At 71.8% G+C, this 21,614-nt stretch carries 18 protein-coding genes; 8 read left to right on the forward strand and 10 right to left on the reverse strand.

Annotation, left to right across the window (positions count from 1 at the left end; all coding sequences use genetic code 11):
• Position 1: 1 nt before the first annotated feature.
• Positions 2 to 2,533, reverse strand: coding sequence for a DNRLRE domain-containing protein (locus tag ABZ565_RS18320; protein WP_361027389.1), 2,532 nt, complete (start codon positions 2,531 to 2,533; stop codon positions 2 to 4).
• Positions 2,455 to 3,162, reverse strand: coding sequence for a hypothetical protein (locus ABZ565_RS18325; protein WP_361027392.1), 708 nt, complete (start codon positions 3,160 to 3,162; stop codon positions 2,455 to 2,457). Before ABZ565_RS18325 ends, ABZ565_RS18320 begins: the two co-directional genes overlap by 79 nt.
• Here ABZ565_RS18325 and ABZ565_RS18330 point away from each other — a divergent pair.
• A complete protein-coding gene (locus tag ABZ565_RS18330) occupies positions 3,155 to 6,409 on the forward strand; it encodes a ricin-type beta-trefoil lectin domain protein (protein WP_361027395.1) in 3,255 nt (1,084 codons plus the stop codon). The genes ABZ565_RS18325 and ABZ565_RS18330 overlap by 8 nt on opposite strands.
• A gap of 74 nt (positions 6,410 to 6,483) precedes the next feature.
• Positions 6,484 to 7,194 (forward strand): hypothetical protein, encoded by a 711-nt coding sequence (locus ABZ565_RS18335; RefSeq protein WP_361027398.1) that lies wholly within the window; start codon positions 6,484 to 6,486, stop codon positions 7,192 to 7,194.
• Positions 7,195 to 7,201: 7 nt separating this feature from the next.
• On the opposite strand, the gene ABZ565_RS18340 is transcribed toward ABZ565_RS18335, so the two are convergent.
• The 4 genes from ABZ565_RS18340 to ABZ565_RS18355 all read right to left on the reverse strand — a co-directional run bounded on the left by ABZ565_RS18340 (position 7,202) and on the right by ABZ565_RS18355 (position 11,303).
• Complete coding sequence (locus ABZ565_RS18340) at positions 7,202 to 8,656, reverse strand: sialate:H+ symport family MFS transporter (RefSeq protein WP_361027401.1); 1,455 nt, start codon at positions 8,654 to 8,656, stop codon at positions 7,202 to 7,204.
• A 63-nt stretch (positions 8,657 to 8,719) separates the two neighbouring features.
• On the reverse strand, positions 8,720 to 9,400 hold the full coding sequence (locus tag ABZ565_RS18345) for an N-acetylmannosamine-6-phosphate 2-epimerase (protein WP_361027404.1): 681 nt from the start codon (positions 9,398 to 9,400) through the stop codon (positions 8,720 to 8,722).
• A complete protein-coding gene (locus ABZ565_RS18350) occupies positions 9,397 to 10,347 on the reverse strand; it encodes an ROK family protein (protein ID WP_361027407.1) in 951 nt (316 codons plus the stop codon). The genes ABZ565_RS18345 and ABZ565_RS18350 overlap by 4 nt, the downstream gene beginning before the upstream one ends.
• Positions 10,344 to 11,303: a dihydrodipicolinate synthase family protein gene (locus ABZ565_RS18355; RefSeq protein WP_361027410.1), complete on the reverse strand. Its 960-nt coding sequence runs from the start codon at positions 11,301 to 11,303 to the stop codon at positions 10,344 to 10,346. The genes ABZ565_RS18350 and ABZ565_RS18355 overlap by 4 nt, the downstream gene beginning before the upstream one ends.
• Positions 11,304 to 11,407: 104 nt before the next feature.
• On the opposite strand from ABZ565_RS18355, the gene ABZ565_RS18360 reads away from it, so the two are divergent.
• Positions 11,408 to 12,097 carry an FCD domain-containing protein gene (locus ABZ565_RS18360; protein WP_361027413.1) on the forward strand — a complete coding sequence of 230 codons (690 nt, stop codon included), beginning with the start codon at positions 11,408 to 11,410 and terminating at the stop codon, positions 12,095 to 12,097.
• Positions 12,098 to 12,136: 39 nt separating this feature from the next.
• Here ABZ565_RS18360 and ABZ565_RS18365 read toward each other — a convergent pair whose 3' ends face one another.
• Genes ABZ565_RS18365 through ABZ565_RS18380 form a run of 4 tightly spaced genes read right to left on the reverse strand, consistent with a single transcriptional unit; the run spans position 12,137 to position 16,863 of the window.
• The gene (locus tag ABZ565_RS18365; protein ID WP_361027416.1) at positions 12,137 to 12,589 is read right to left on the reverse strand and encodes a nuclear transport factor 2 family protein; all 453 of its coding nucleotides are present in this window, start codon (positions 12,587 to 12,589) and stop codon (positions 12,137 to 12,139) included.
• 11 nt (positions 12,590 to 12,600) lie between these two features.
• Positions 12,601 to 13,536, reverse strand: a complete 936-nt coding sequence (locus ABZ565_RS18370; RefSeq protein ID WP_361027419.1) for an NAD(P)-dependent oxidoreductase — start codon at positions 13,534 to 13,536, stop codon at positions 12,601 to 12,603.
• Entirely contained in the window at positions 13,533 to 16,349 is a 2,817-nt protein-coding gene (locus tag ABZ565_RS18375) for a non-ribosomal peptide synthetase (protein ID WP_361027422.1), read from the reverse strand. Before ABZ565_RS18375 ends, ABZ565_RS18370 begins: the two co-directional genes overlap by 4 nt.
• Positions 16,350 to 16,380: 31 nt before the next feature.
• The gene (locus ABZ565_RS18380) at positions 16,381 to 16,863 is read right to left on the reverse strand and encodes a 4'-phosphopantetheinyl transferase superfamily protein (RefSeq protein WP_361027425.1); all 483 of its coding nucleotides are present in this window, start codon (positions 16,861 to 16,863) and stop codon (positions 16,381 to 16,383) included.
• Positions 16,864 to 17,594: 731 nt separating this feature from the next.
• On the opposite strand from ABZ565_RS18380, the gene ABZ565_RS18385 reads away from it, so the two are divergent.
• The 5 genes from ABZ565_RS18385 (at position 17,595) to ABZ565_RS18405 (ending at position 21,608) form a co-directional block, all read left to right on the forward strand.
• Entirely contained in the window at positions 17,595 to 18,371 is a 777-nt protein-coding gene (locus ABZ565_RS18385; protein WP_361027428.1) for a DNA-binding response regulator, read from the forward strand.
• Positions 18,372 to 18,450: 79 nt separating this feature from the next.
• Positions 18,451 to 19,242: a LuxR family transcriptional regulator gene (locus tag ABZ565_RS18390; protein ID WP_361027431.1), complete on the forward strand. Its 792-nt coding sequence runs from the start codon at positions 18,451 to 18,453 to the stop codon at positions 19,240 to 19,242.
• A gap of 273 nt (positions 19,243 to 19,515) precedes the next feature.
• The gene (locus ABZ565_RS18395) at positions 19,516 to 20,466 is read left to right on the forward strand and encodes an ACP S-malonyltransferase (protein ID WP_361027434.1); all 951 of its coding nucleotides are present in this window, start codon (positions 19,516 to 19,518) and stop codon (positions 20,464 to 20,466) included.
• A gap of 5 nt (positions 20,467 to 20,471) precedes the next feature.
• The gene (locus ABZ565_RS18400; RefSeq protein ID WP_361027437.1) at positions 20,472 to 21,221 is read left to right on the forward strand and encodes an alpha/beta fold hydrolase; all 750 of its coding nucleotides are present in this window, start codon (positions 20,472 to 20,474) and stop codon (positions 21,219 to 21,221) included.
• 132 nt (positions 21,222 to 21,353) lie between these two features.
• Positions 21,354 to 21,608 carry an acyl carrier protein gene (locus ABZ565_RS18405; RefSeq protein ID WP_147971060.1) on the forward strand — a complete coding sequence of 85 codons (255 nt, stop codon included), beginning with the start codon at positions 21,354 to 21,356 and terminating at the stop codon, positions 21,606 to 21,608.
• The last annotated feature ends 6 nt before the right edge of the window (positions 21,609 to 21,614 follow it).

Raw genomic sequence — 21,614 nt, forward strand, 5'->3', positions numbered from 1 at the left:
CTCAGCCGATCGCCTTCTTGTTGACCCAGCCTCCTCCGCTGTTGCTCACGATCTCCGTACCGGAGCCGGCCATCTCGCCCCGGGAACCGGCGTAGAAGCGGACCGCGCCGTCGACGCGGAGCGTCCAGATGTCCGGGATGCCGTCGCCGCTGGCGTCGGGAGTGCCGAACAGGAGACGGATGTTGTTGCTGCCCCAGCCCGAGGCGCCGTACTGCTCGTCCACGCCCTTGGCGGAGTTGACGGCCGCGGAGAGGGAGGCGAGGTCGACCCCGCCGCCGGAGGCGGCCGGCTTTCCGGTGCGCAGCAGGAGCCGGTTGGAGATGTCCGTGCGGTAGATCAGGTCGGTGATGCCGTCACCGGTGATGTCCTGGACGGTGACGATGTCGCGCTCGGTCCACGGCGAACTGGAGAGCCGGACGGCCTGCTCGATGCTGGCGCCGTTGTAGCCGGTGAAGGCCCAGATCGCGTCACCGACGGTGAGGAAGAAGTCGGTCTTCCCGTCACCGGTGGCATCCCCGGCCGCCACGATCTGGGTGATCGTCGAGGGGGCGGGCGCGTTCGACGGCAACAGCACCCGCTGGCGCTTGTCGATGTTGACGGCGCCGTAGCCGTCGCCCGGGTACACCCACATCGCGTTCTCGCGGACGGCCACGAGGTCCTGGAGCCCGTCACCGCCGTAGAAATCTCCGAGATGGGTGATCAGGGTGTTCTTCCAGTACCCGGAGGGCGCGGCGGCGTAGGGAGGAAGACCGTCGTCCCCGTTGGGGTCCTTGGCGGGGTTGCCGCGGTAGGCGCCCGACATGGAGTAGTCGAGATCGCCGGTGCCCTTGGCCAGGTCCGTCGTGGACTCGGACGGGTAGAGGCGCAGATTCCCGTTGCCGTCGACCACCATCAGGTCGGGGCGCCGGTCACCGGTGAAGTCGCCTGGCGCGTCGGCCTTGTCCCTCGGGGTCACGTAGAAGAAGTACTTGAGCGGCTGGGACACGTTTCCGGCGTCGTCCACGGCACGCACGTACAGCACGTTGGGACCGGCGAGCGGCGGCTTCACGTTCGACACAGTGGTCGTCGTAGTGGTCGCGGCGCCGTTGGCGCGGCTGACCGAGAAGGGGTACGACGCCTGGTTGAAGCCGTACTCGTAGCGGACCACGTCCGTCTGCCGGGCCCGGAAGGCGAAACTGCCGGCCGTGCCGAAAGCGGCCGTGCTCCACTTCGAGTCCTCTGAATCGTTCCCGAAGCCGTTGTCGGAGGCGTCGGCGTCCGGGAACTGGGCCGAGGTGGCGAGCGGGGGCGACGGCTTCGAGGTGTCGTACACGAAACGGCAAGGGATCTTGCTGTGCGAGTAGGCGGAGGCGGCGCCGTACTTGTCGACGGACTTGGCACGCCACGAGTACGTGGCGCCGTTGACCAGTTTCAGGCCGGTGCTGCCCGTCGCGAACGGGTCGGTGTGCACCCGTGCCGAGCCGGTCTGGCTGCCCACCGACACCTTGCCCTTGCTGCCGAGGAGGTTCTTCGTGCTGCCGCCCGTCGGCCACAGCTCGAAGCCGACGGAGGCGAGATTGCCGTCCTTGTCCGAGCTGCTGGCCCAGAAGGTCAGCGACGAGGCACCGACGTTGATGTACGGCGATGTGGTGTCACAGCTCAGGTCCGGGTCCAGGTCGAGGCTGCTCGGGACGGCGGGCGGCCGGTTGTACGAGAGATCGACATACGGGTCGTTGCCGCCGTTGGCCTGGAACTTCTTCCACGCGTACTGGGAGTTCTCGTCCGAGGCGCGCATGCCGATCGTCATCGTCTTCCACCCGCCCGCGACGGCCTTGCGCGCACTGTCCTTGACGTCGAAGACCACGTACTCGTCGGGGCACGAGCCGGACTTCCAGCCGTGTGCGAAGCTGCCCCCGCCGATCTTGTTGCCGCTGTTCATGGCCGGTGCGTTCTTCCAGTTCGTCTTCGAACTGATCGTTCCGGTGAGGTGGACGGTCATGCTGCGGGCGCTGCACGACCAGGAGTACGTCTCCAGGGCGCGCAGTTTGGCGCTGTGCACGGTGGAGCCCTTGAGGTCGGCGTCCCAGTCGATGCTGAAGAAGGACCGCGAGGTGCCCCAGGTGTCCGACTCGAAGCCCACGCGGGCCTCGTCGGTGCCGCCCCGGTTGAAGTTCTTGCCGTTGTAGAAGGTGGCGGTGGGGTGGCGGCTGTAGGCGGTCGTCCAGTCGTTGGTGTGCTTCTTGACCGACGGGTCGACGAAGACCGGGTACTCCGTAGCCGGGTCGGCGAGGAACGTCCGGTCCGGGCTGAACATCCAGCTGCCGGCGTCCAGATCGACGTCGACGAGCGATCCGTGCGAGTCGGGCTGCGGGCCGTTGACCCCGGGCAGCGAGAGGGTGGCGGCGGCGCCCGTCTGCGACGGCAGGGGGGCCGGCTCCGGCGGGACGGGCGGTGACGTGCCCTCCATCTCGGCGATCACGGACGGATCGGCGGCCTCGTCGGTCGCCGCGGGCAGAACCTCCGGGGTGGGGTCCTCCTGGTCGGTGTCCGCCATCTCGTCGGTCGGCTCCGGCGATGCGGAGGGTTCCTCGTCCGGGGTGCCGGTGGCCTCAGGCTCGGAGGGGATGACCTCGGGGGGGGGGGGGGCGGTGAGGCGCTGCTGCCCGCCTGGCCGTCGGTGAGGGTCGGTGTGCCGGCGCTGTCCCACATCAGCGGGGTCGGTGCCTCCGCGATGTCGGCACCCTTCGTGTCGATGGCCGAGACGATGCCGGTGACCGGATCCAGCGCGAAGTTCAGGTCGGGGGAGCTGAGGCCGTACACCAGGCGGGTCACCCGCGGGTCGGTGGCGGCCTGACGGTTCTTGATGACGAGGAGCTGCGCGAACCCGCCATCGGCCGCCGTCAGGACGAGGTCGGCACCGGGCAGGATCTCCGGGTAGAGGGCGCGTGGCCCGTCGATGATGGGGGTCGGTACAGCGTCCGGCCAGGTCAGCACGATGTCGTGACCGTCCACCGTGAGCGTGACCAACGGGTTGGCGGCGGCCGTGGCGGCGGTGCTCAGCAGGGATTTCCGGCTCGGGGCCGAGCGGTCGGCCCGCTCGTCCGCACCGGCACCGGCGGCGGAGCCCTTGGCACCCTGTGCGCCCGACGGCATGCCCGCGCCGCCGGAGAAGACCATGCCCACGTTGGTCGCCCTGGGCGCCCAACCGCCGTTCACCCGGCGCAGATCCGTGTCGATGGCCTTCCAGACCCCGTCCACCCGGGCCCGGATCGGGCTGGCGTGGACGCGGCGGATCGAGGACCACGCGGGCAACGTCTGGACGTACACCTACAACACCCGAGGGCTCCTGGCCTCCGCCACCGACCCCGACATCGGCAGCGCCTCCTTCACCTACGACGCACTCGGCCGGCAGGCATCCGCCACCGACTCGCGCCGGCAGACCACGTACACCGAGTACGACGCCATCGGGCGTGTCCTGAAGGTCCGTCAGGGCTCGGCGACCGCCGACCCGGTCAAGTCCTTCACGTACGACCTGCCGGGGGCGCTCGGCAAGGCGGCCGGCTCCACCCGGCATGAGGCCGGCGCCGACTGGACCGACCGGATCACCGCCTACGACGACAAGTACCGCCCGATCAGCCGCGAGATCGTCGTCCCGTCCCAGGCCGGACCGAAGCTCGCCGGCACCTACACCTACCGCTACGCGTATACGGAGAGCGGCAAGCAACTCTCCGTGAGCGTGCCCGCGATAGGGGGCCTGGCGGCCGAGAAGATCATCACCCGCTACAACGAGGACGGCCTGGCCGAGTCGACCTCCGGACTGAGCTGGTACACCTCCGACGTCACCTACTCGCCGTACGGGGAGCCGCTGCGGACCGTCAGCGGGCCCCAGCCCTACCGGGTGTGGACCACCAACTTCATCGACCAGGAGACGGGTCGCCTCCAGAGGACCGTCTGGGACCGCGAGACCGCGTCCTCGCACCGGATCTCCGACTCCTACTACTCCTGGGACCGCGCGGGCAACCTCACGTCGGCGGCCCGCAAGCAGACCGACGGCACCGCATCCACCTGGGACAACCAGTGCTTCACCTACGACTACCTCGGTGAGCTGGTCCATGCCTGGACCTCCGGCCTCGCCGTGACCGCCGCCACCGGCTGCAAGTCCGCCTCCGGCACTGCCTGGGGCTACCGCAGCGACGGCCAGAGCAGCGCCGGACCCATTGCCGAGGCGCCCGACTCCGCCTCCGACGCCGCCGCGCCCGACTCCGCCTCCGACGCCGCCGCGCCCGACGCGGAGATGAAGGCGTCCCTCGACGCCGCGGCTCCCGCCGCCGGGTCGGTCTCCGCCGCCGCCGACTCCTACTACCAGTCGTTCACCTTCGACGCCGTCGGCAACCGGGCCTCGCTCACCGACCACAACCCGGCGAATCCGGCCCTGGACCTCCGCACCACCTACGGCTACGGCAAAACCGTGACGGGCTCCGGCACCCCGGCCCTCACCCAGCCCCACCTGCTCACCAGCGTCGACCGCCCCACGGGCACCGACCCCACCTACGTCAACGACGCCACCGGCAACACCACCGAGCGCCACCTCGCCGGCGGCGACCAAACCCTGGAATGGAACGCCGAGAACAAGCTCGCCGCCGTCACGGGCGCGGGCGACGGCGCCGGACCGATCACCGGCCTGAGCGGCAAGTGCATCGACCTCCAGAGCAACTCCCTCACCGACGGCACCCCGCTCCAGCTCCACACCTGCAACAGCACACCCGCGCAGGCGTGGCAGACCACCGGCGACACCCTGCGCATCCGCGGCAAGTGCGCCACCGTCAACGGCACGCTCGTCCAGATCGCCGCCTGCAACGGCAGCGCCGCGCAGGAGTTCACCTTGCGCGCCTCCGACAAGGCGTTCGTGCACGCGGCGACCGGAAAGTGCCTGGCCGTGCCCGGCGCGACCGACGCGGAGAACACCGACCTCCAGGTCGCCGCGTGCGCCGCCGGGCCCGCACAGCAGTGGGCGCTCGCCGACCGCACCACGTACGTCTACGACGCGGGCGGCAACCGCATCCTGCAGAAGTCGGCGGCCGGCACCACCCTGTTCCTCGGCGAGACCGAGGTCACCACGGACCCCAAGGGCAACCTCCTCAAGGCCAGCCGGATCTACCAGCACCCCGGTGCCCCCTCCGTCGTCCGCGTCAGCAAGGGGGGTTCCGCCACGCACGTCCTGAGCGTCCTGCTCAACGACACCGTCGGCACGGCCACCACCTCCGTGGAGCAGAGCACCGGCCAGCCCGTCACCCGCCGCTCCTTCAAGCCGTACGGCGAGGTCCGCGGTACCCGGCCCGACTCCTGGCCCAACGCGCGCGGCTACCTCGGCACCGGCATCGACGACACCACGTCCGGACTCACCCACCTCGGCGCCCGCGAGTACGACCAGTCGACCGGCCGGTTCCTGTCCGCCGACCCCGTGGTCGACTTCGCGGATCCGCTCCAGATCAACGGCTATGCCTACGCCAACAACAACCCGGTCACCAAGAGTGACCCCGACGGACTCCAGCCCATCGAGTGCTGGGAAGGCATCGCGGTATGCCGCGGCGGACGCATCATCAGCGTCAAGAACGACCACGTGAAGCCGGCCAAGGCCCTCACGGACACAAAGGTCACCCAGGGCGACAAGACCTACCGCGTCATCTACGACGACCGGGGCGTCCCGCACACCGTGGGCTCACCCGGAAAGATCAAGTCGGAGCGCGTCGCCATCGAGTTCATGAACGACGACCTGCGCAATTCGCTCGACCTGTACGACCCGAAGACGGGCAACGGCAGCGAGTACCTCTGGCAGGACGACCAGGCCGTGATCACCAAGAAGGGTCTCGTCCACGACGCGAACGGCAACCACCGTGTGGCCGGTGCCACCGCGGACTTCATCAAGGTCACCTGGAAGAACGGCAAGATCGTCGACGTGGAGACCTGGGACGCCAACGAGTCCACGCGCGCCGTCAGCAAGGAGTCGGTGGACGGCATCGAGAAGACCATCAACAACAAGCTCGACATCGAGGGCAAGAAACAGAGCCAGAAGGTCGTCTTCGTCGCCCACAGCCTGGAACAGGCCGAGGCGGTCCGGGACCGGTTCGTCGGCAACGCCAACGTCCGAGTGATCTTCGCCGGAGACGGGAAGCCGGGATCGGTCTTCTTCGACACCCACGCCTCCGGCGGCTTCCGTGGCGGCAACGCCCCAGGGACTGGGACCGGCAAGAGCGGCCGCGGCAGCGGGGAGACCGGGAGCGGAAAGCGCGGTGGCGGCGGTCTCGGCGGCAAGCTGATGAACGGCGCCGGCATTCTCGGCGACCTGGCGTTCATCTGGGAGGGATGGAAGACCCTGGAACGCGGCTGCGACGACGTCGTCGTCTCCTGCGGCCCCCCGCCGACCGCCTGACCGGTGCGGCCTGCCAGGGTGGGCCGCACACCGCACCACACGACCACGCACGGACCGCACCACAAGGGGACACCATGGGCAAACAGCGCATCACCGTCTGTCTGCCGCCCGTCGGCCCCGACGGGCTGAAGCAGGCGATCGGACGGGCCATGTCTCCCTTCTGGTACGACCGTGAGGACCGCCCCCACCCGGACTGGGTGGGGGAGTGGAGCCACTGGTTCGTCTCCGGGGCCGGCTGTCTGTTCGACGTGCTGCCCGGTCACGAGGACGACCCCCGACTGGTGCGGTACGACGACTGGACCGACGACGGCCCCGGGGACCTGCCGCCCTCCCGCTGCCACGGCGGCCCGCGCGGCATCCTCGACCTCGATGCGCCGCGCGCCGCCGAGGCCCGCAGGGCGGGCGATACGTGGACCGCGTACCGGGCCTTCGCCGACCGCTTCCCGCCCGCGCTGCCGTTCCACCACTTCGCCGAGCGGGCCAGGACCCCGGAGCCCGGGGAGGCGGCGGTGGCGGCCTTCCGCGCGCAGCCGCTGATCCGGGCCATCGAGGCGGACCCCGCCCTTGAGGAGCGGTTCACCTCCGACCCGGTGCTCCACTTCGACGAGGACCGGGACGCCTACGTGGCCCGCCGGGTGGCCGCGGTGCTGCCCACCCCGGCCCTGCTCACGCCCGACGGACGGTGGGTGGAGGGCGGGGGCCCCGACTACGAGCGGATGTTCAACGCCTGCCTCGACGCACTGCCCGGCGACGCCATGGTCGTGCGGGTCCTCTATCACGCGTGAAGGGACGTCACCGGTCCGCGGTTGCCCGCTCGTCCGCCACCGCCCCCGCCGCCAGGTGGTCGTCCTCCGCGTCCGGGTCCGTCAGCCGGTTCAGCCGGGCCGGCACGTCGAAGCCGACCAGCAGCACCACGATCACCGTGCCCGCGAAGGTCAGCACGGCCAGGGCCTGCCCCAGGCTCATCCCCGACGCCAGATGCGCGCCGAGCACGGGCGCGACCGCCCCGCCGAGCGCGCCCACGTTGTAGGTGAAGCCGAGCGCCGCGCCCCGGCTCCGGGTCGGGAAGTGGCCGCCGATGTAGCGGGGGAGCAGCCCGGAGATGCCGAAGCTGGTCGCCTGGAGCAGGAAGAGCAGGCCGCCGAGGAGCAGCAGGTTGTCCTCCACCGCGAAGACCGGGTAGACGAAGGCGAGCGAGGCCAGCAGCGTCAGCGCGTACGCCTTCTTCGTACCGATCCGGTCGCCGAGGAAGCCGGCCGCCCAGCAGCCGGCCATCGTGCCGAAGCCCGCGAAGTAGAGGACGTCGGTGACCTGGTCCGTCGAGTAGCCCAGCTCCGTCTTCAGATACGTCGGTAGCAGCGCCTGGATCGGCCAGGAGTACAGGAACGCGAAGAACAGCGTGACGATCATCGACAGGTACAGCACCCAGCCGCGCTTCCCGCCCAGCTGCACCGCGAGCGCGGCCAGCGAGACCCCGGCGACCACCGAGAGCACCGGCACCATGCCCGCGCCGCCCGGCGTGAAGACGAGGAACAGCGAGAGCGTGGCGACGGCCACCAGGACCGTGTTGACGGTCGCCCGGCGAGGGGTCAGGAACAGCGGCCGGAACGGGTTGGGCTTCGCGCCCTCGTCCGCCACGGACTCCGTCCACTCCTCCGCCTCGGGCAGCGCCCGCCGCATCCACAGCGCGATGGCGATCGGGATCAGCCCGAGGTAGAACATCCAGCGCCAGCCGAGCGAGGGCACCACCCAGTCGTACACCTGGGCGGCCAGCACCGAGCCGACCGAGAAGCCGGAGATCAGGAAGCCGCTGGCCCGGTTGCGCAGGGCGGGCGGCCAGCTCTCCATCACGTACGTGGAGCTGGCGCTGTACTCGCCGGCCATGCCCATGCCGATGGCCAGCCGGGCGGCGAACAGGCTGTGGTAGTTCCACGCGAACCCGCAGGCGAAGGTGCCCAGCGAGTAGAGCAGGATGCTCGCCACCATCGACAGCTTGCGGCCGTAGCGGTCGCCGAGGGCCCCGAGCACGGCGCCGCCGAGCCAGCGGGTGATGAAGGCGCCGGAGATCAGGCTGGCCGCCTGCACCGTGGTCAGCCCGAAGTCGTCACTGATCTCGGTCAGCACGAGGGTGATCAGCACGAAGTCGAAGCCGTCGAGGACGTAACCGATCCAGGCGGCGAAGAACGACTTCCACTGGGTGCGGCTCACCTGGCGGTACCAGGGGAGCGTGGGGGGTGTGTGGTGCACGGTGACTCCAGGATGCGGGACGCTGCTCGTCGTTGAACAGCCGCCCCGCGAAGTGGGGGCAGGTCAGCGCTGGGCGATGCCCGCGACGAAGCGGGCGGTGAGAGCCGTGGGCGCGGTGATGGCGGTGCCGACGACGACGCTGTGCGCGCCGCGCGCCAGGGCATCGGCCGCGTCCTCGGGGGTGTGGATACGGCCTTCGGCGACGACGGGTACGTCGATCGCGGCGGCGAGTGCGGCGACCAGGTCCAGGTCGGGCCCGGTCTGCTTCGGCTGCCCGGGCACATAGCCGGACAGGGTCGTGGAGACGAAGTCCGCGCCGAGCCGGGCGGCCGTGACGCCCTCGGCCAGGGTGGAGACGTCGGCCATGACGAGCGCGCCGGCCGCGTGCACCGCCTCGACCAGCTCGGCGAACGTCGAGCCGTCGGGGCGCGGCCGGTCGGTGGCGTCCGCCGCGACGACGGCCGCCCCGGCCTCGGCCACCGCGAGGGCGTGCCGGACGGTCGGCGTGATGTAGACGCCGACGTCGCCTTCCTTCCACAGCCCGATGACCGGCAGTTCCACGGCGGCGGTGATCGCGGCGACGACCTCCGGCTCGTTGGCCCGGACCGCCGCGCCGCCGCCGGCGACCGCCGACCGCGCGAGCCGCACCAGCGTGGCGGTGTCCCGCATCGGGTCGCCCGGGGGCGCTTGGCAGGACACGATCAGCTTGCCCCGGAGGGTGGTGGACAGTTCCTGTGCGTTCATCGGAGGGCTCCCGGGTGGTGGAGGGGAAGGGTGAGGGTGAGGGCCGCCGCGCCGAGCACGGCCGCGTCCTGTCCGAAGAGCGGGGCGCGCGGGACGAGCCCGCGCAGCGGGCCCATCAGCTCGGCGGCGAAGGAGGCCCGCAGCGCGTCCCCGTACAGCGGGCCGATGCGCGGGACCCCGCCGCCGACGACGACCCGGTCCGGGCCGAGCGCGTTGGCGAGCCCGCCGAGCACATGGCCGGCGGCCGACGCGCCCGTGGTGATCGCGGTGACGGCGTGGGCGTCGCCCTCGGCGGCGCGCGCGGCGACGGTCTCCAGACGGTCGACGGGGCCGCCGGTCAGCCGCTCGTAGTGGGCGGCGATGCCGGGCCCGGAGGCGATGACCTCCAGGTGGCCGGTGGCCCCGCAGGTGCAGGGCAGCCCGGCCGCCTCGGGGCTCGGCAGGTGGCCCAGGTGCCCGGCGATGCCGGACGCGCCGTGCAGCATCCGCCCGTCGGCCGCGACCGCGCCGCCGACCCCGGTCCCGATGGCCGCGAACAGCAGCGAGGCGTGGCCGCCGTGCTCGGCGCGCAGCGCGTCCAGCTCGGGGCCCGCCGTGGCGCGCACGTCGTTGTCGCAGGCCACCGCGTATCCGGTGCGGTCCGCGAGCCCGGCCCCCAACGGAGTGCCGGCCCAGCCCCGGATGGAGTCGGTGGCGCTGGTGACCCTGCCGGTACGGGGGTCGATGACACCCGCCGCCGCGATGCCGAGGACGGTCGCGGCGCGGCCGGGGTCGACCTCGGCGGCCGCCGCCGCGAGCGCGTCGAGCACCGCCGCCGCGCCGTCCCGGGCCGGGGTGGGCCGGGAGTGCCGGGCGAGCACCGTGCCGTCCGCGCCGAACAGCGCGGCGGCGATCTTCGTACCGCCCAGGTCCAGGCCGACGACCGGCCGCCGTACGGGAGCCGTCATCGGACCGGCGGCAGACCGGCGTCGCGCAGCCGCCCGGAGACGTACGCGACGGACTCCGCCGACAGCTGGATCTGCGGGAACACCGTGTCGCCGCACTCGATGACCCCGAGCAGCCTCAGCGCCGCCTTGAACGAGCCGAGCGCCGACGAGCTGCGGCCCATGTCCGCCTCCGGGCCCGCGTCCACCATCGCGAACAGCTCGACCAGCCGCTCCTGCTCCTGGGCGGCCAGCGTCCAGTCCCCGGCGCGCGCGGCCTCGTAGAGCCGTACGTAACCGGCCGGGTCCACGTTGCCGATGCCCGGGACGACCCCGTCGGCGCCGGCCAGCAGGGCCGCGTCCACGGTCAGTTCGGAACCGGTGAGGATGCTGAAGCCCGGCACCGGACCGCGCGCCCGGCCCTCGCGGCCGCCGAGTTCCACGACGAGCCGGCGCAGCCCGCCCTCGTCGCCGCTGCTGTCCTTGAGACCGGCCAGCGTGCCGTCCTCGGCCAGCTCGCGGACCAGGGCGGCGGAGAGCTTGCTGTGCACGGCGACCGGGATGTCGTACGCGAACAGCGGCAGGTCCACCTCGGCGCGCAGCCGGCGGAAGTGGGCGGCGATCTCCCGGGGGTGGGTGCGGGTGTAGAAGGGCGCGGTCGCGACCAGGGCGTCCGCGCCGAGGGCGGCGGCGGCCCCGGCGTGTTCGGCGACCCGGGCCGTGGTGGTGTCGATGACCCCGGCCAGGACCGGGACCCGGCCGTCGGTGGCGTTGACGACGGTCTCCAGGACCGTGGCGCGCTGCTCGTCGGTGAGGTAGGCGACCTCGCTGGTGGACCCGAGCGCGAACAGCCCGTGCACACCGCCGCCGATGAGGTGCTCCACGAGCCGGGTGAGGGAGGCGGTGTCGACCTCCCCGCGGGCGTCGAGGGGGGTGCAGACCGGCGGGACGACGCCGCGCAGTGGTGCGGACAGTGACATGGGGAGGGCTCCAGACGTGAGACGTAAGATGTCTTATGTCTGTGGTACCTTAATCAGACGCTCCTGCGAATGGTCAAGGGGCACCAGCACCCCGGGAGGACGTTGTGGCGCGGCCCACCATGGCCCAGGACATCGAGCGCAGGGTCAAGGAGCTCATCCTGGAGCGCCGCCTCGCGCCGGGCGACGCCCTGCCCACCGAGACCGAGCTGATGGACCTCTTCCAGGCCGGCCGGGTCTCCGTGCGCGAGGCCCTGAAGGCGCTCCAGGCGGTCAACGTCGTGGAGATCCGCCGGGGCTACGGGACCTTCGTGGGCTCGCTCTCCCTGTCACCGTTCGCCGAGGGCCTGGCCTTCCGCGCGGCCGTCCGCCACCGCCAGGGCGAACCGGGCCTGGCCGAGCTGATGAAGGTGCGCGAGGCCCTGGAGGCCGGACTCGTCGGGTCCGTCGCGGCGGGCGTCCCGGCGCAGGACCTCGACGTGCTGCGCGCACTGGTCGCGGCGATGGAGGCCGAGGCGGCGGACTGCGGCCGGGTCGCCCGCGCCACGGACCGGGCCTTCCACCTCGCCCTCTACGCCTCGCTCGACAACCACCTGCTCAGCGAGGTGCTCGACGCGTTCTGGGCCGCGATGGACCGGGTGCGCGAGGACTTCGACGACGGCCACCAGGACCCGTCCGTCACCTGCGCCCAGCACCGGGAGATCGTGGCGGCCGTGGCGGCGGCCGACGGTGAACGCGCGGTCCGGGCCATGCGCACCCACTTCGACGGCATCCGCGACCGGCTCGCGGCCCGCTGACGGCCGTCCGGGCCGGTCGCCCGGCCCGGACGGTTCGCCTCAGCTCTCGATCAGCCGGTGGAAGAGGACGGTGTCGAAGATGTCCTCCATGCGCACCGCCCGGCCGTCGCGCAGCGTCCAGGAGTGGACGAACGACATCGTCTCGGTGCGGCCCCGCCTGGACGTCACCTCCCGGGTGCCGAACACCACCAGGCGCTCGCCGGACCCGACGAACTCGTGGGGCCGCAGCCGCATGCCGCCCAGCACGGTGGGCACATGGGCCAGGAACTCCTTCACACCCGCGTGCCCGTGCCGGGTGCCGCCGAGGCCGTACACGGCCATGCCCTCGGGATGGACCCATTCCACGTCCGGGTCGAGGGTGTCCAGCAGCGCCCCCACGTCCCGGGCGGCGAAGGCCCGGTAGGCGCGGCCCACCAGCGCGTGGGCGGGGGACGGCTCGGCGCGACGGTCCAGGTAGTCCGTCATGACGAGGGTTTCCATGCGCGTCTGCATCAGGGCTCTCCTCAGTGCCGGACGTGCTCGGGGTACAGGCTCTCCAGGGTGCGGCGGATGCCGTCGCGCCAGCCGACCCCGCACGGACCGGTCAGCGACCTCCGCAGCGTCGGGTCGAAGCGATAGGTCTCCCGGGTCACGTCACTGGGCACGAGCCGGGCTTCGATCCCGGTGAGCGCCTCCAGATGGCGTACGCAGTCGGTGATGCCGACCGCCTCGTCGCCGCCCCAGTTGACGACCCGGGCCGGCGTCGTGGCGGCCCGCCAGAGGGCGGGCACCTGCGCCACCAGATCGTCCGTGTGCAGCAGCGAGCACCAGTTCTGCCCCTCGCGGGGTACGGGAATGGGCTCGCCGGCCAGCATGCGCTTGAAGTACAGCATCGGGACGCCGCCGTAACCGCCGGGCCCGTACGCGATGTTCAGCCGCGCGATGGTGGTCGGCAGGCCGAGCACCCGGGCGAAGGCGCGCACCGCGCCCTCGGTGGCGATCTTGCCCACCGGGTAGGCGGGCAGCCAGTCGGCCACCCCGTCGACCGGGTCGCTCTCGGTGTACGGATGGTCCAGCGTCTGCCGGGCGTAGAGGGCGCCCGTCGACACGTAGAGGAAGGACTCCGCCGTGCGGCAGTGCTCCATCAGCCGGCCGGCGGCCACCGCGTTCACCTCGGCCACCGCGTTGAAGTCGCCGTCCTCGCCCCGGCGTACGGCGGAGTGCAGGACGTGGGTGAAGTCGTCGGGGAGCTCCTTGAGGGAGTCGCCCGAGAGGTCGTCCATGTCCCAGTGCCAGGTGGTGATGCCCTTCGCGGACAGTGCGGCCTCGACGCCCTCGGCGCCGAAGCGGCCCAGGCACCAGACGTCGTTCTGCTCGGCCAGGGCCTCGGCCACGGGCCGGGCGACCTGCCCGGTGCCGCCGGTGATCAGGATTCTCTTGCCCGTCGGGAGTTGCGTCACCGTGTCTCTCCTCGCTCGTCGGCCGGTCGGTCCAGCGGCGCCCGGCCGGCCGCGATGCGGTCGGCGTCGGCCAGGGCCCGGTCCAGTTCCCCGCGCAGGATCGACTGGAAGGACGCCACGTGCTGGGGGCTCATCAGGGTGTAGTGCTCGCCGGGGACCTCGATGTAGCGGTTCGGCCCGCTCGTGTACGCGTCCCAGCGCCGCAGCTCGTTGTTCAGCCACTCCTCCTTCGTGCCGCGCAACGGGGCGGCGTGGAAGACGTGCATCGACGGCACCGACCCGCTGGGTTCGTAGGAGCGGCCCAGGTCCGTCAGCCGGTTGGCCAGCTCCGCCCAGTTCCCGAACTTCTCCACGTCCAAATCCAGTTCGGCCAGCCGCTCCGGCGGGGCCAGCGACATGAGGTGCGTCAGCTGGTCCTCCGCGGGCCGGCCGCGCAGGAGGCCCGGCAGTTCCAGCGACTGCTTCTTGTCGATCAGGGCGAGGAAGAACGCGAGGTTGGCCGCGGTCTCCGCGAAGTCCAGTTCCTCCATGCGGTACTTGATGTGCGGCGGCAGGTTGAAACTGCCCGTGAAGTCCACCCGCTCACCCAGCGAGCGGAGCGCCTTGGCGATCTCGAACGCGACCACGCCGCCGTAGGAGTAGCCGGCGACGGCGTACGGCCCGTGCGGCTGGCGCTCCCGGATGGCCTCCACATAGGAGTCCACCATCTGCTCGAAGGTGGCGAACGGCTTCTCGCCCTCGTTGAACCCGCGCGCCCGCAGCGCGTAGAAGGGGCGGTCGCCCACGAAGTACTTGGCGAGGTTGACGAAGACCAGGACCTCACCCACGCCGGGGTGCACACAGAACAGGGGCGTCTTGGTGCCTCCCGTCTGCATCGGCACGACCGGGTCGTACGCCGCCGCGCCCGTGTCCGCCCGGTCGTCGGCGTCGGCCCGCTCCCCGATCCGGGCGGCGAGGGCCCGGACGGTGGGCGCTGTCAGGACGGTGATGATCTGGAGCCCGGTGACGCCGAGCCGCTGGGTGACCCGGCCCCGCAGGCGCAGGATGTCCAGCGAGGTGCCGCCCAGTTCGAAGAAGTTGGCGGTGCTGCTGACGGCCGCCGCGTCCAGGTCGAACATCTCCGCGTAGATCTCGGTCAGGATCCGCTCGGTCCGGCCCCGGGGTGCCGTGTAGCCGCCGAGCATGCGCCGGGTGAGGTCGGTGACGCGGCGCCGCTCGCTGTCGTACGCGCCCTCCTCCAGCCGCCGCCGCATCAGCGCGCGCTGGATCTTGCCGAGGCTCGTCTTGGGGAAGGCGTCCGGGGGCAGCGGCAGGACGAGGGCGGGGCGGAACCCCCACTGCATCACCACGCTGCTGCGGACTGTGGTGAGCACCCGGTACAGCTCCGCCTCGTCGCCCTCCGGGACGTCCGGGTGGAAGGCGATCACCAGCTGCTCGGTGTCGCTGCCGGGCGGGCGGATCGGGAAGGCGGCGGTGTAGGAGCCCGCGACCCCGTCGAGCTGTTCGAGCGCCGCCTCGATCTCGTGGCTGAAGTAGTTGACGCCGTTGACGATGACGCTGTCCTTGCTGCGGCCCACCAGGGTCAGCCGCCCCCCGACGATCCGCCCCAGGTCGCCGCTGCGGAACCAGCCGTCGGAGGTGAAGGCCTCGGCGGTGGCCGTGGGGTTGTTGTGGTAACCGGGCGTGATCATGGGGCCGTTGAACTGGAGCTCGCCCACCTGGCCCTCGGGCAGCGCCCGGTCGTCGTCGGCGGCGACCCGGATGCGCAGCCCGTCGACCGGGGTGCCGAGGCTGGCGAACTCCTCGCCCCGGTCCACGGCCGGGAACGCCGCACGGGAGTAGACGCTGCCCGCGCAGGTCTCCGTCATCCCGAAGGCCGGCCAGAGCGCGTCCGGGGCGAGACCGTGGGGCGCGTACCGCTCCAGGAACGTTTCGCCGGTGGCGCGGACCACGGCCTCGCCGCCGCTGATGATGTGGCGCAGCCGGGACAGGTCGAGCGCCTCGCCCGTCTCGGAAAGCCGCTCGGCCGACGCGTTGAGCAGCCCCAGCAGGAAATTGGGGGTGAACGTCATCGTCACCCCGTGCCGGGAGGCGAGGCGCAGGAACTCCAGGGGCTCGCCGAGGACGACGGGCGCCTCCACGTGGACCTGGCGGCCACCGGTGTACAGGGGGAGGAGGTGGCACTCCAGGAGGGCCGCCACATGGTCGAACGAGACCCAGTTCAGGGTGGTGTCCGCGGGGCCCAGGCGGTGGGCGCTGTTCTTCCCGGCCATGGAGGCGAGCAGGTTGCCGTGGCTGAGCTCGACCGCCTTGGAGGCGCCGGTCGAGCCGGACGTCAGGACCAGGACGGCGGTGTCGCCGGGGGCGGCCCGGTGCGGGACGGCGGGCTCCGCGCCGTACAGCCCGTCCAGCGGGGCGACGACGGCGCCCGGCACCGGGGGCAGCTCGGCGGCCGACGAGGCGCTGGTGACGATCAGGGGCCGGTCCAGCAGCGTGTGCACATGGCCGAGCTGAGCCGCCCAGCGCTCGGGGTCGGTGCGCAGCGGGGCCATGGGGCACGGCACGAAACCGCCGAGCACGCAGGCCCAGAACGCGGTGAGGAACTCCCGGGGGCGCTCCAGGACGAGGACCACGTTGTCCTTCGGGCGCAGGCCGCGGGCGCGCAGCCCGGCCGCGACCCGGCCGGCCTCGGCCAGCAGTTCGGGGTGGCTCTGGTCGGTGAAGCCCGCGTCGGCCCCGCCGGGGCAGTAGCGGATGCCCGTGTCGGGGTGGTGCCGGGCGGCGCTGATCAGGAGGCCGGCGATGCTCTGCATGGGTGCGCGGTTCACTGTGTTCTGTCTCCCGTTACCTCGGTGCGTGGCGGGCGTGGCGCTCCCGCGGGACTCGGAGTTGCCGCACGGTGATGGGTCGGCCGGTCCCGGCCGGGTACGCCACCGAGGCGGTCCAGCCCTCGGGTACGGACACCTCGGTCACCCACCAGTCGGTGGGGGGCGCGGTGGTGCCGGTGGTGACCCGGGTGGGGCCGGGAACCTCGGGGCGGGTCTCCAGCGTGGTCAGATCGGCGACGATCCCGATCCCCACGGCCTTGAGTACCGCCTCCTTACGGGTCCAGCAGCGCAGGAAGGCCTCGGTGCGGGCGGGGCCGTCAGGCTCGGCGAGCACCGTGCGGCGCTCACGGGGTGTCAGTACCCGGCCGGTGATGTTTGCGACCGGGACGCTCCGGTGTGCTTCGGTGTCGATCCCGACCGGGAACGGTGCGACGGCGAGCATCGCGAGGCCGGGGGTGTGGGAGACGCTGATGCGGCAGGGCGTCGGCGGGTGGAGCACGGCGGGCGGTCCGTGCTCGGTGCTGCCGCATCCGGGACAGCGCTTTCTGCCGAGTGAAATCTCGGTGGCCCCCACCTGAAAATGTGTGGCCAGTAAACGACGTACGGCGGCACGGCAAGAGACGTATTCGGCCGCTGCCCTGGCTGATTTGAATTGGTTTGCCCGCGCCAGTTCCGTGCTGTCGAGACATTTCAGATCCGCCTCGCGGGCCGGTCCCGCCACCACGCGCCATGACCACACGTGGACGTCGTCCGCGAACGGCCGGGGCCGGGAAGCGGTGGCGGGGCGTGGGACGTGTGTGTGGGGTGTGGTCACCCGGTGACCGTAGGTGGGAAACGGTCATGGCCGGACGCCGGTTGACAGCAAGAGGTCAGTGGGGCCACGCCCTGTGAGGGGGCGTGTGCCCTCGGTGGCGCAAGCGGAAGCGGGGGTGCTGCTTCCGGGGGCTCGTATGCAACTTGCTGACAGGTGGGGCGGAATGGGTCGCCTTTTTGCCGGCGTCTGCCGCTCTTCTGCGGGTCCGGGAAGGGTGGGGTGACCTCTTGTTGACTGATTCCAAGCCAGCGAACTAGTGTCTGATGAAGGTTTCTTCAACCTATGTATGAAGAAGTATTTTTCGATTGAACTGTTTTTGGTGAGCGATATTTTCGCTTGCGCGGCGAAACATTCCGAACGTGATGAGGACGGCCCGCGTGGTGGGAGACGGCTCGTGGGCAGCCGAGGGGGCACATGTGACGGGTGTGCAGATCGAGCCACCGGACAAATCCGAGGGTGCGACGGCCGAGGGCCATGCCGCCCACCTGGAGGAGGCGCTGCTCCAGGCCCGGGCACTGATCGAGTCCACGGTGTCCCTGTACCGGCGGCGTCCCGCCGCTCCGGCCGAGGCGGCGCCCACCGACATCGCCGCGCTCGGTGACGCCCTGGACCGGACCATCGGGGGCGCCCGGCACTCGGTCAGCGTCGCGCTGGCCGGCCCCGGCGAGTTCACTGATTCCGTTCTGCGACTTCTCGCCGCACGGCCGCCCGCGGCCGCCGTGCGACTGCTCGGATCCGCCGAGGTCGCCGACGCCTCGTTCGCCGCGCTGCGCCAGCCCTCCGGCCGGTCCCTCGAAGCCCGGGTCTCGGAGAGCGAGTTGCGCGAGATCATCGTGGTCGACGGCGTCGCCGCGCTGGTGCGGGGAGCCGCCCGGACCGAGGGGCAGCAGGCCACCGTTGTCAACGACGTCGCGGCCGTGCGCGCCCTGGAACTGCTGTTCGCCGGAGCCTGGGCGCGCGGCCGGAGGCTCGCCGACCACCTCGGCCTCAGCCCGCGGCTGCGCAGCGAGCTGACCCGTAGCATCCTGGAGCGCCTGAGGGCCGGTCACACCGATGACACGGCGGCTCGCGACCTGAACGTTTCCCTGCGCACCTACCGGCGCCATGTCGCGGAGATCATGCGCGAGTTGGACGCCAGTTCCCGCTTCCAGGCGGGAGCCCGCGCGGTGGAGCTGGGTCTGCTCTCGGAGTAGGCCGAGCGCTGTCCCCGGCGCGGTCCGTGGCCGGGACGGCGCGAGGAGTCAAAAGTCAACGGGGACGGTGGAATACGACGTGTCGGGAAGACCAGAGGACGAGCTGGAGCATGCCCTGCTGGAGGTCAGGGAACTCATCGAGTCCACGGTGGCCATCCACCGGGACCGCAGCTTGCGCGAACGCCGGATCACCACGGTCGAAGGCGGATACGAGGCCGTGCTCGAAGCGGCCGAGGAGCTGATCGGCGGGGCGGTCCACAGCATCGACATCGTGCACGCCCGCACGCCGCTCTCCGGGCAACAGCCCGAGCGGCCGGTCAGATCGGAGCGGGAGCTGATCTACAGCGCGGACGAGGCGGTCGCCGTGCGGCTGCTCGCCAGCCCCGCGCTGCTCGACGAGTCCTTCGTACGGGAACAGCTCGGCCGCGACCGGCCCGTGGCGATCCGGGTGGCGCGGGTTCCTCCCTTACAGGCCCTGCTCGTCGACGGAGTCACCGGACTCGTGGTGGCCGAGTCGGCGGTGGGCCGGCGGGCCTCGCTGATCCGGGCCCCCGAGGTGCTGCACACCCTGCACACCCTCTTCGCCGGTGTCTGGAGCAACGCCGTGCCGGCGAACGAGCGCATCGTCTTCGGCGACCGCGACCGGGCCGCTCTCGCCCGGCAGATCCTGGGCGCCCTGCGCGCCGGCGTCACGGACGAGGTCGCCGCCCGCGACCTGACCGTCTCGGTCCGCACCTACCGGCGCCATGTCGCGGAGATCATGGCGCTGCTCGGCGCCAGCTCCCGCTTCCAGGCCGGAGTCAGGGCCGCCGAACTGGGCCTGCTCCCGCTGGCCTCGGCCCCCGGCCCGGGCGGCCACACCGGCCGGTAGCGGCTGCCCGGCCTTCCTGGAACAGCGGCCCCGGCCTCCATGGCCGGGGCCGCGACGCGTTCCGGCCGGGGCGAATGGCAGCTTCCTGAAGGGAACGTTGCCGCCCCTCGCCCCGGACAGTTGTATGGGTCGTCGGGAACGGGATTCCGGAACATCTGGAATTTCCCGCCCCCGGCGGCAGCCCATCCCCCGTGCGCCGCCGTGCGCGGGGGTCCGGACCTTCCTTCTCCGGACCTCCGCGCCCCGGTCGAACACCGCGCGGAAGGCGGCCCCATGAATCAATTGCCGATCGGTCTGGTGTTTCCCGGCCAGGGGACACAGAAAGAGGGAATGGGCGCCTCCTGGCGGGAAACCCCGTCGTGGGACCTCACCGCGGAAATCTCCGAGGTGACCGGCGAGGACATTCCCCGGCTCCTGCTGCACACCCCCGGCGAACAGCTCCGGCGCACCGACCTGGCCCAGCTCGCCGTCTTCACCGTCGCGGTGATCGCGCACGCCGAGGCGGTCCGGTGCGGCGCGCTCGGCGGACGCGTCGTGGCCTGCGCCGGCCACAGCCTGGGGGAGTACGCCGCGCTCACCGCGGCCGGTGCCCTCACCGTCGCCGACGCCGCCGCGCTCGTCGCCGTCCGCGGCCGGGCCATGCGGGACGCCGCCGAGGCGCGCGAAGGCACCATGGGCGTCCTGGTCGCCGCGCCCCTGGCGGAGGTGGAGACCCTCGTCGCGGCCGTGCGCGCGTCCGGCGCCGACGTCTGGATCGCCAACGTCAACAGCCCGGGGCAGACCGTGGTGTCCGGCTCGCCCGGGGGGATCGACGCGCTCGACGCCGAAGCCCCCTCCATCGGCGCCAAGATGATCCGCCTCCAGGTCGGCGGCGCCTTCCACAGCCCGTACATGGCACCGGCCGCCGAGACTCTGCGCAGGGCCCTGAAGAACGCGCCCTTCGCCCCCACGCACCTGCCCGTCGTGGCCAACGCCGACGCCGAGCCGTACACGGGCGACTGCGACTGGCCCGAGCTCTCCACCCGCCAGCTCACCTCGCCGGTGCTGTGGGAGCGGTCCGTCGCGACCCTCACCGGCCGGCTCGGCTGCCGCCGCCTGGTCGAACTCGGCCCCGGCCGCACCCTGGCCGGCCTCGTCCGCCGCATCGACGGGGACACCGAGGTCGTCTCCTTCGACAGCCCCGACGCCCTGGACACCCGACCGCACGCGAGCGAGGAGACCTGACCGCCATGGCCCTGGGCACCGAGAGCATCTGGCTGCGCGCCTACCCCACCGCGGCACCGCCCCGCACCAGGCTCCTCTGCCTGCCGCACGCCGGGGGCTCGGCCAGCTTCTTCCACAGCTGGGGCAACGCCCTCGGCGACGACGTGGAGGTCGTGGCCGTCCGCTACCCCGGCCGGCAGGAACGTATCGCCGAGGAACCCGTCGACGACATCGAACTCCTCGCCGACTCGATCAGCGCGGAGCTGGTCCCGTACCTCGGCACCCCGCTGGCCCTCTTCGGACACAGCATGGGCGCCTCACTCGCGTACGAGATCGCCCTGCGCCTGGAGGCGCGGCACGGCGTCGTCCCGGCCGCGCTGATGGTCTCCTGCCGCAAGGCCCCGCACCTGCTCACCCCGCGCACCGCCGCCCTGACCGACGACGGCCTGATCGACGAGGTCCGGCGGCTCGGCGGGACGGACAGCGCGCTGCTCGCCGAACCGGAGCTGCGTGAGCTGATCCTGCCCGCGATCAGGGCCGACTTCTCGGCCGTCGCCCGGTACGCGGCACGCCCCGGGGTCCCGGTGGGCTGCCCCGTCACCGGCTACGTCGGCGACAGCGACCCCGATGTCGGCCCCGAGGCGGTCCGGGCGTGGGGACGGGTGGCCCCGCGGGGCTTCGACCTGAAGGTGCTGCCCGGCGGGCACTTCTACCTCGTGGACCGACGCGCCGAGCTCATCGCCGACATCCGCGCACGGCTGGCACGAAATCCCTGAAAAACCCGGCCGGCGAGGCCGGTTGGCAGCTTGTTGCAGTTCTCGTTGTGGCGCAAAGAACTCCACGCGAGCATTCATTCCAGTAATCCGGCCGCGCGTTATGGGAGCGGCATTCCGAAAAGGAGAAAAGGCGTGTCCACTGCTACGCAGGACGAGCGACTCGACACCATCAAGGAAATCGTCTGCGACATTCTTGAGATCGAGGAGGACGAGGTAACTCCGACGAGCCTCTTCAAGGAGGACCACGACGCGGACTCGCTGCGCGCCATCGAGATCCTCGCCGCGCTGGAGAAGGAATTCGGCGTCGTCATCAACCAGAGCGAACTGCCGCGCATGGTCAACCTGACGGGCGTCTACGAGGTCGTCTCGGAGCCGGCCGGCTGGTAGTCCGTC

This window comes from Streptomyces sp. NPDC016469, assembly GCF_040632905.1.
Lineage (GTDB): Bacteria > Actinomycetota > Actinomycetes > Streptomycetales > Streptomycetaceae > Streptomyces.

Excerpts from the sequence above, each read along its gene's own strand:
- ABZ565_RS18320 (WP_361027389.1), bottom strand. The coding sequence starts at position 2,533 with ATGGCGGACACCGACCAGGAGGACCCCACCCCGGAGGTTCTGCCCGCG.
- ABZ565_RS18330 (WP_361027395.1), top strand. The coding sequence starts at position 3,155 with ATGCCCACGTTGGTCGCCCTGGGCGCCCAACCGCCGTTCACCCGGCGC.
- ABZ565_RS18335 (WP_361027398.1), top strand. The coding sequence starts at position 6,484 with ATGGGCAAACAGCGCATCACCGTCTGTCTGCCGCCCGTCGGCCCCGAC.
- ABZ565_RS18345 (WP_361027404.1), bottom strand. The coding sequence starts at position 9,400 with ATGAACGCACAGGAACTGTCCACCACCCTCCGGGGCAAGCTGATCGTG.
- ABZ565_RS18350 (WP_361027407.1), bottom strand. The coding sequence starts at position 10,347 with ATGACGGCTCCCGTACGGCGGCCGGTCGTCGGCCTGGACCTGGGCGGT.
- ABZ565_RS18355 (WP_361027410.1), bottom strand. The coding sequence starts at position 11,303 with ATGTCACTGTCCGCACCACTGCGCGGCGTCGTCCCGCCGGTCTGCACC.
- ABZ565_RS18365 (WP_361027416.1), bottom strand. The coding sequence starts at position 12,589 with ATGCAGACGCGCATGGAAACCCTCGTCATGACGGACTACCTGGACCGT.
- ABZ565_RS18375 (WP_361027422.1), bottom strand. The coding sequence starts at position 16,349 with ATGCAGAGCATCGCCGGCCTCCTGATCAGCGCCGCCCGGCACCACCCC.
- ABZ565_RS18395 (WP_361027434.1), top strand. The coding sequence starts at position 19,516 with ATGAATCAATTGCCGATCGGTCTGGTGTTTCCCGGCCAGGGGACACAG.
- ABZ565_RS18400 (WP_361027437.1), top strand. The coding sequence starts at position 20,472 with ATGGCCCTGGGCACCGAGAGCATCTGGCTGCGCGCCTACCCCACCGCG.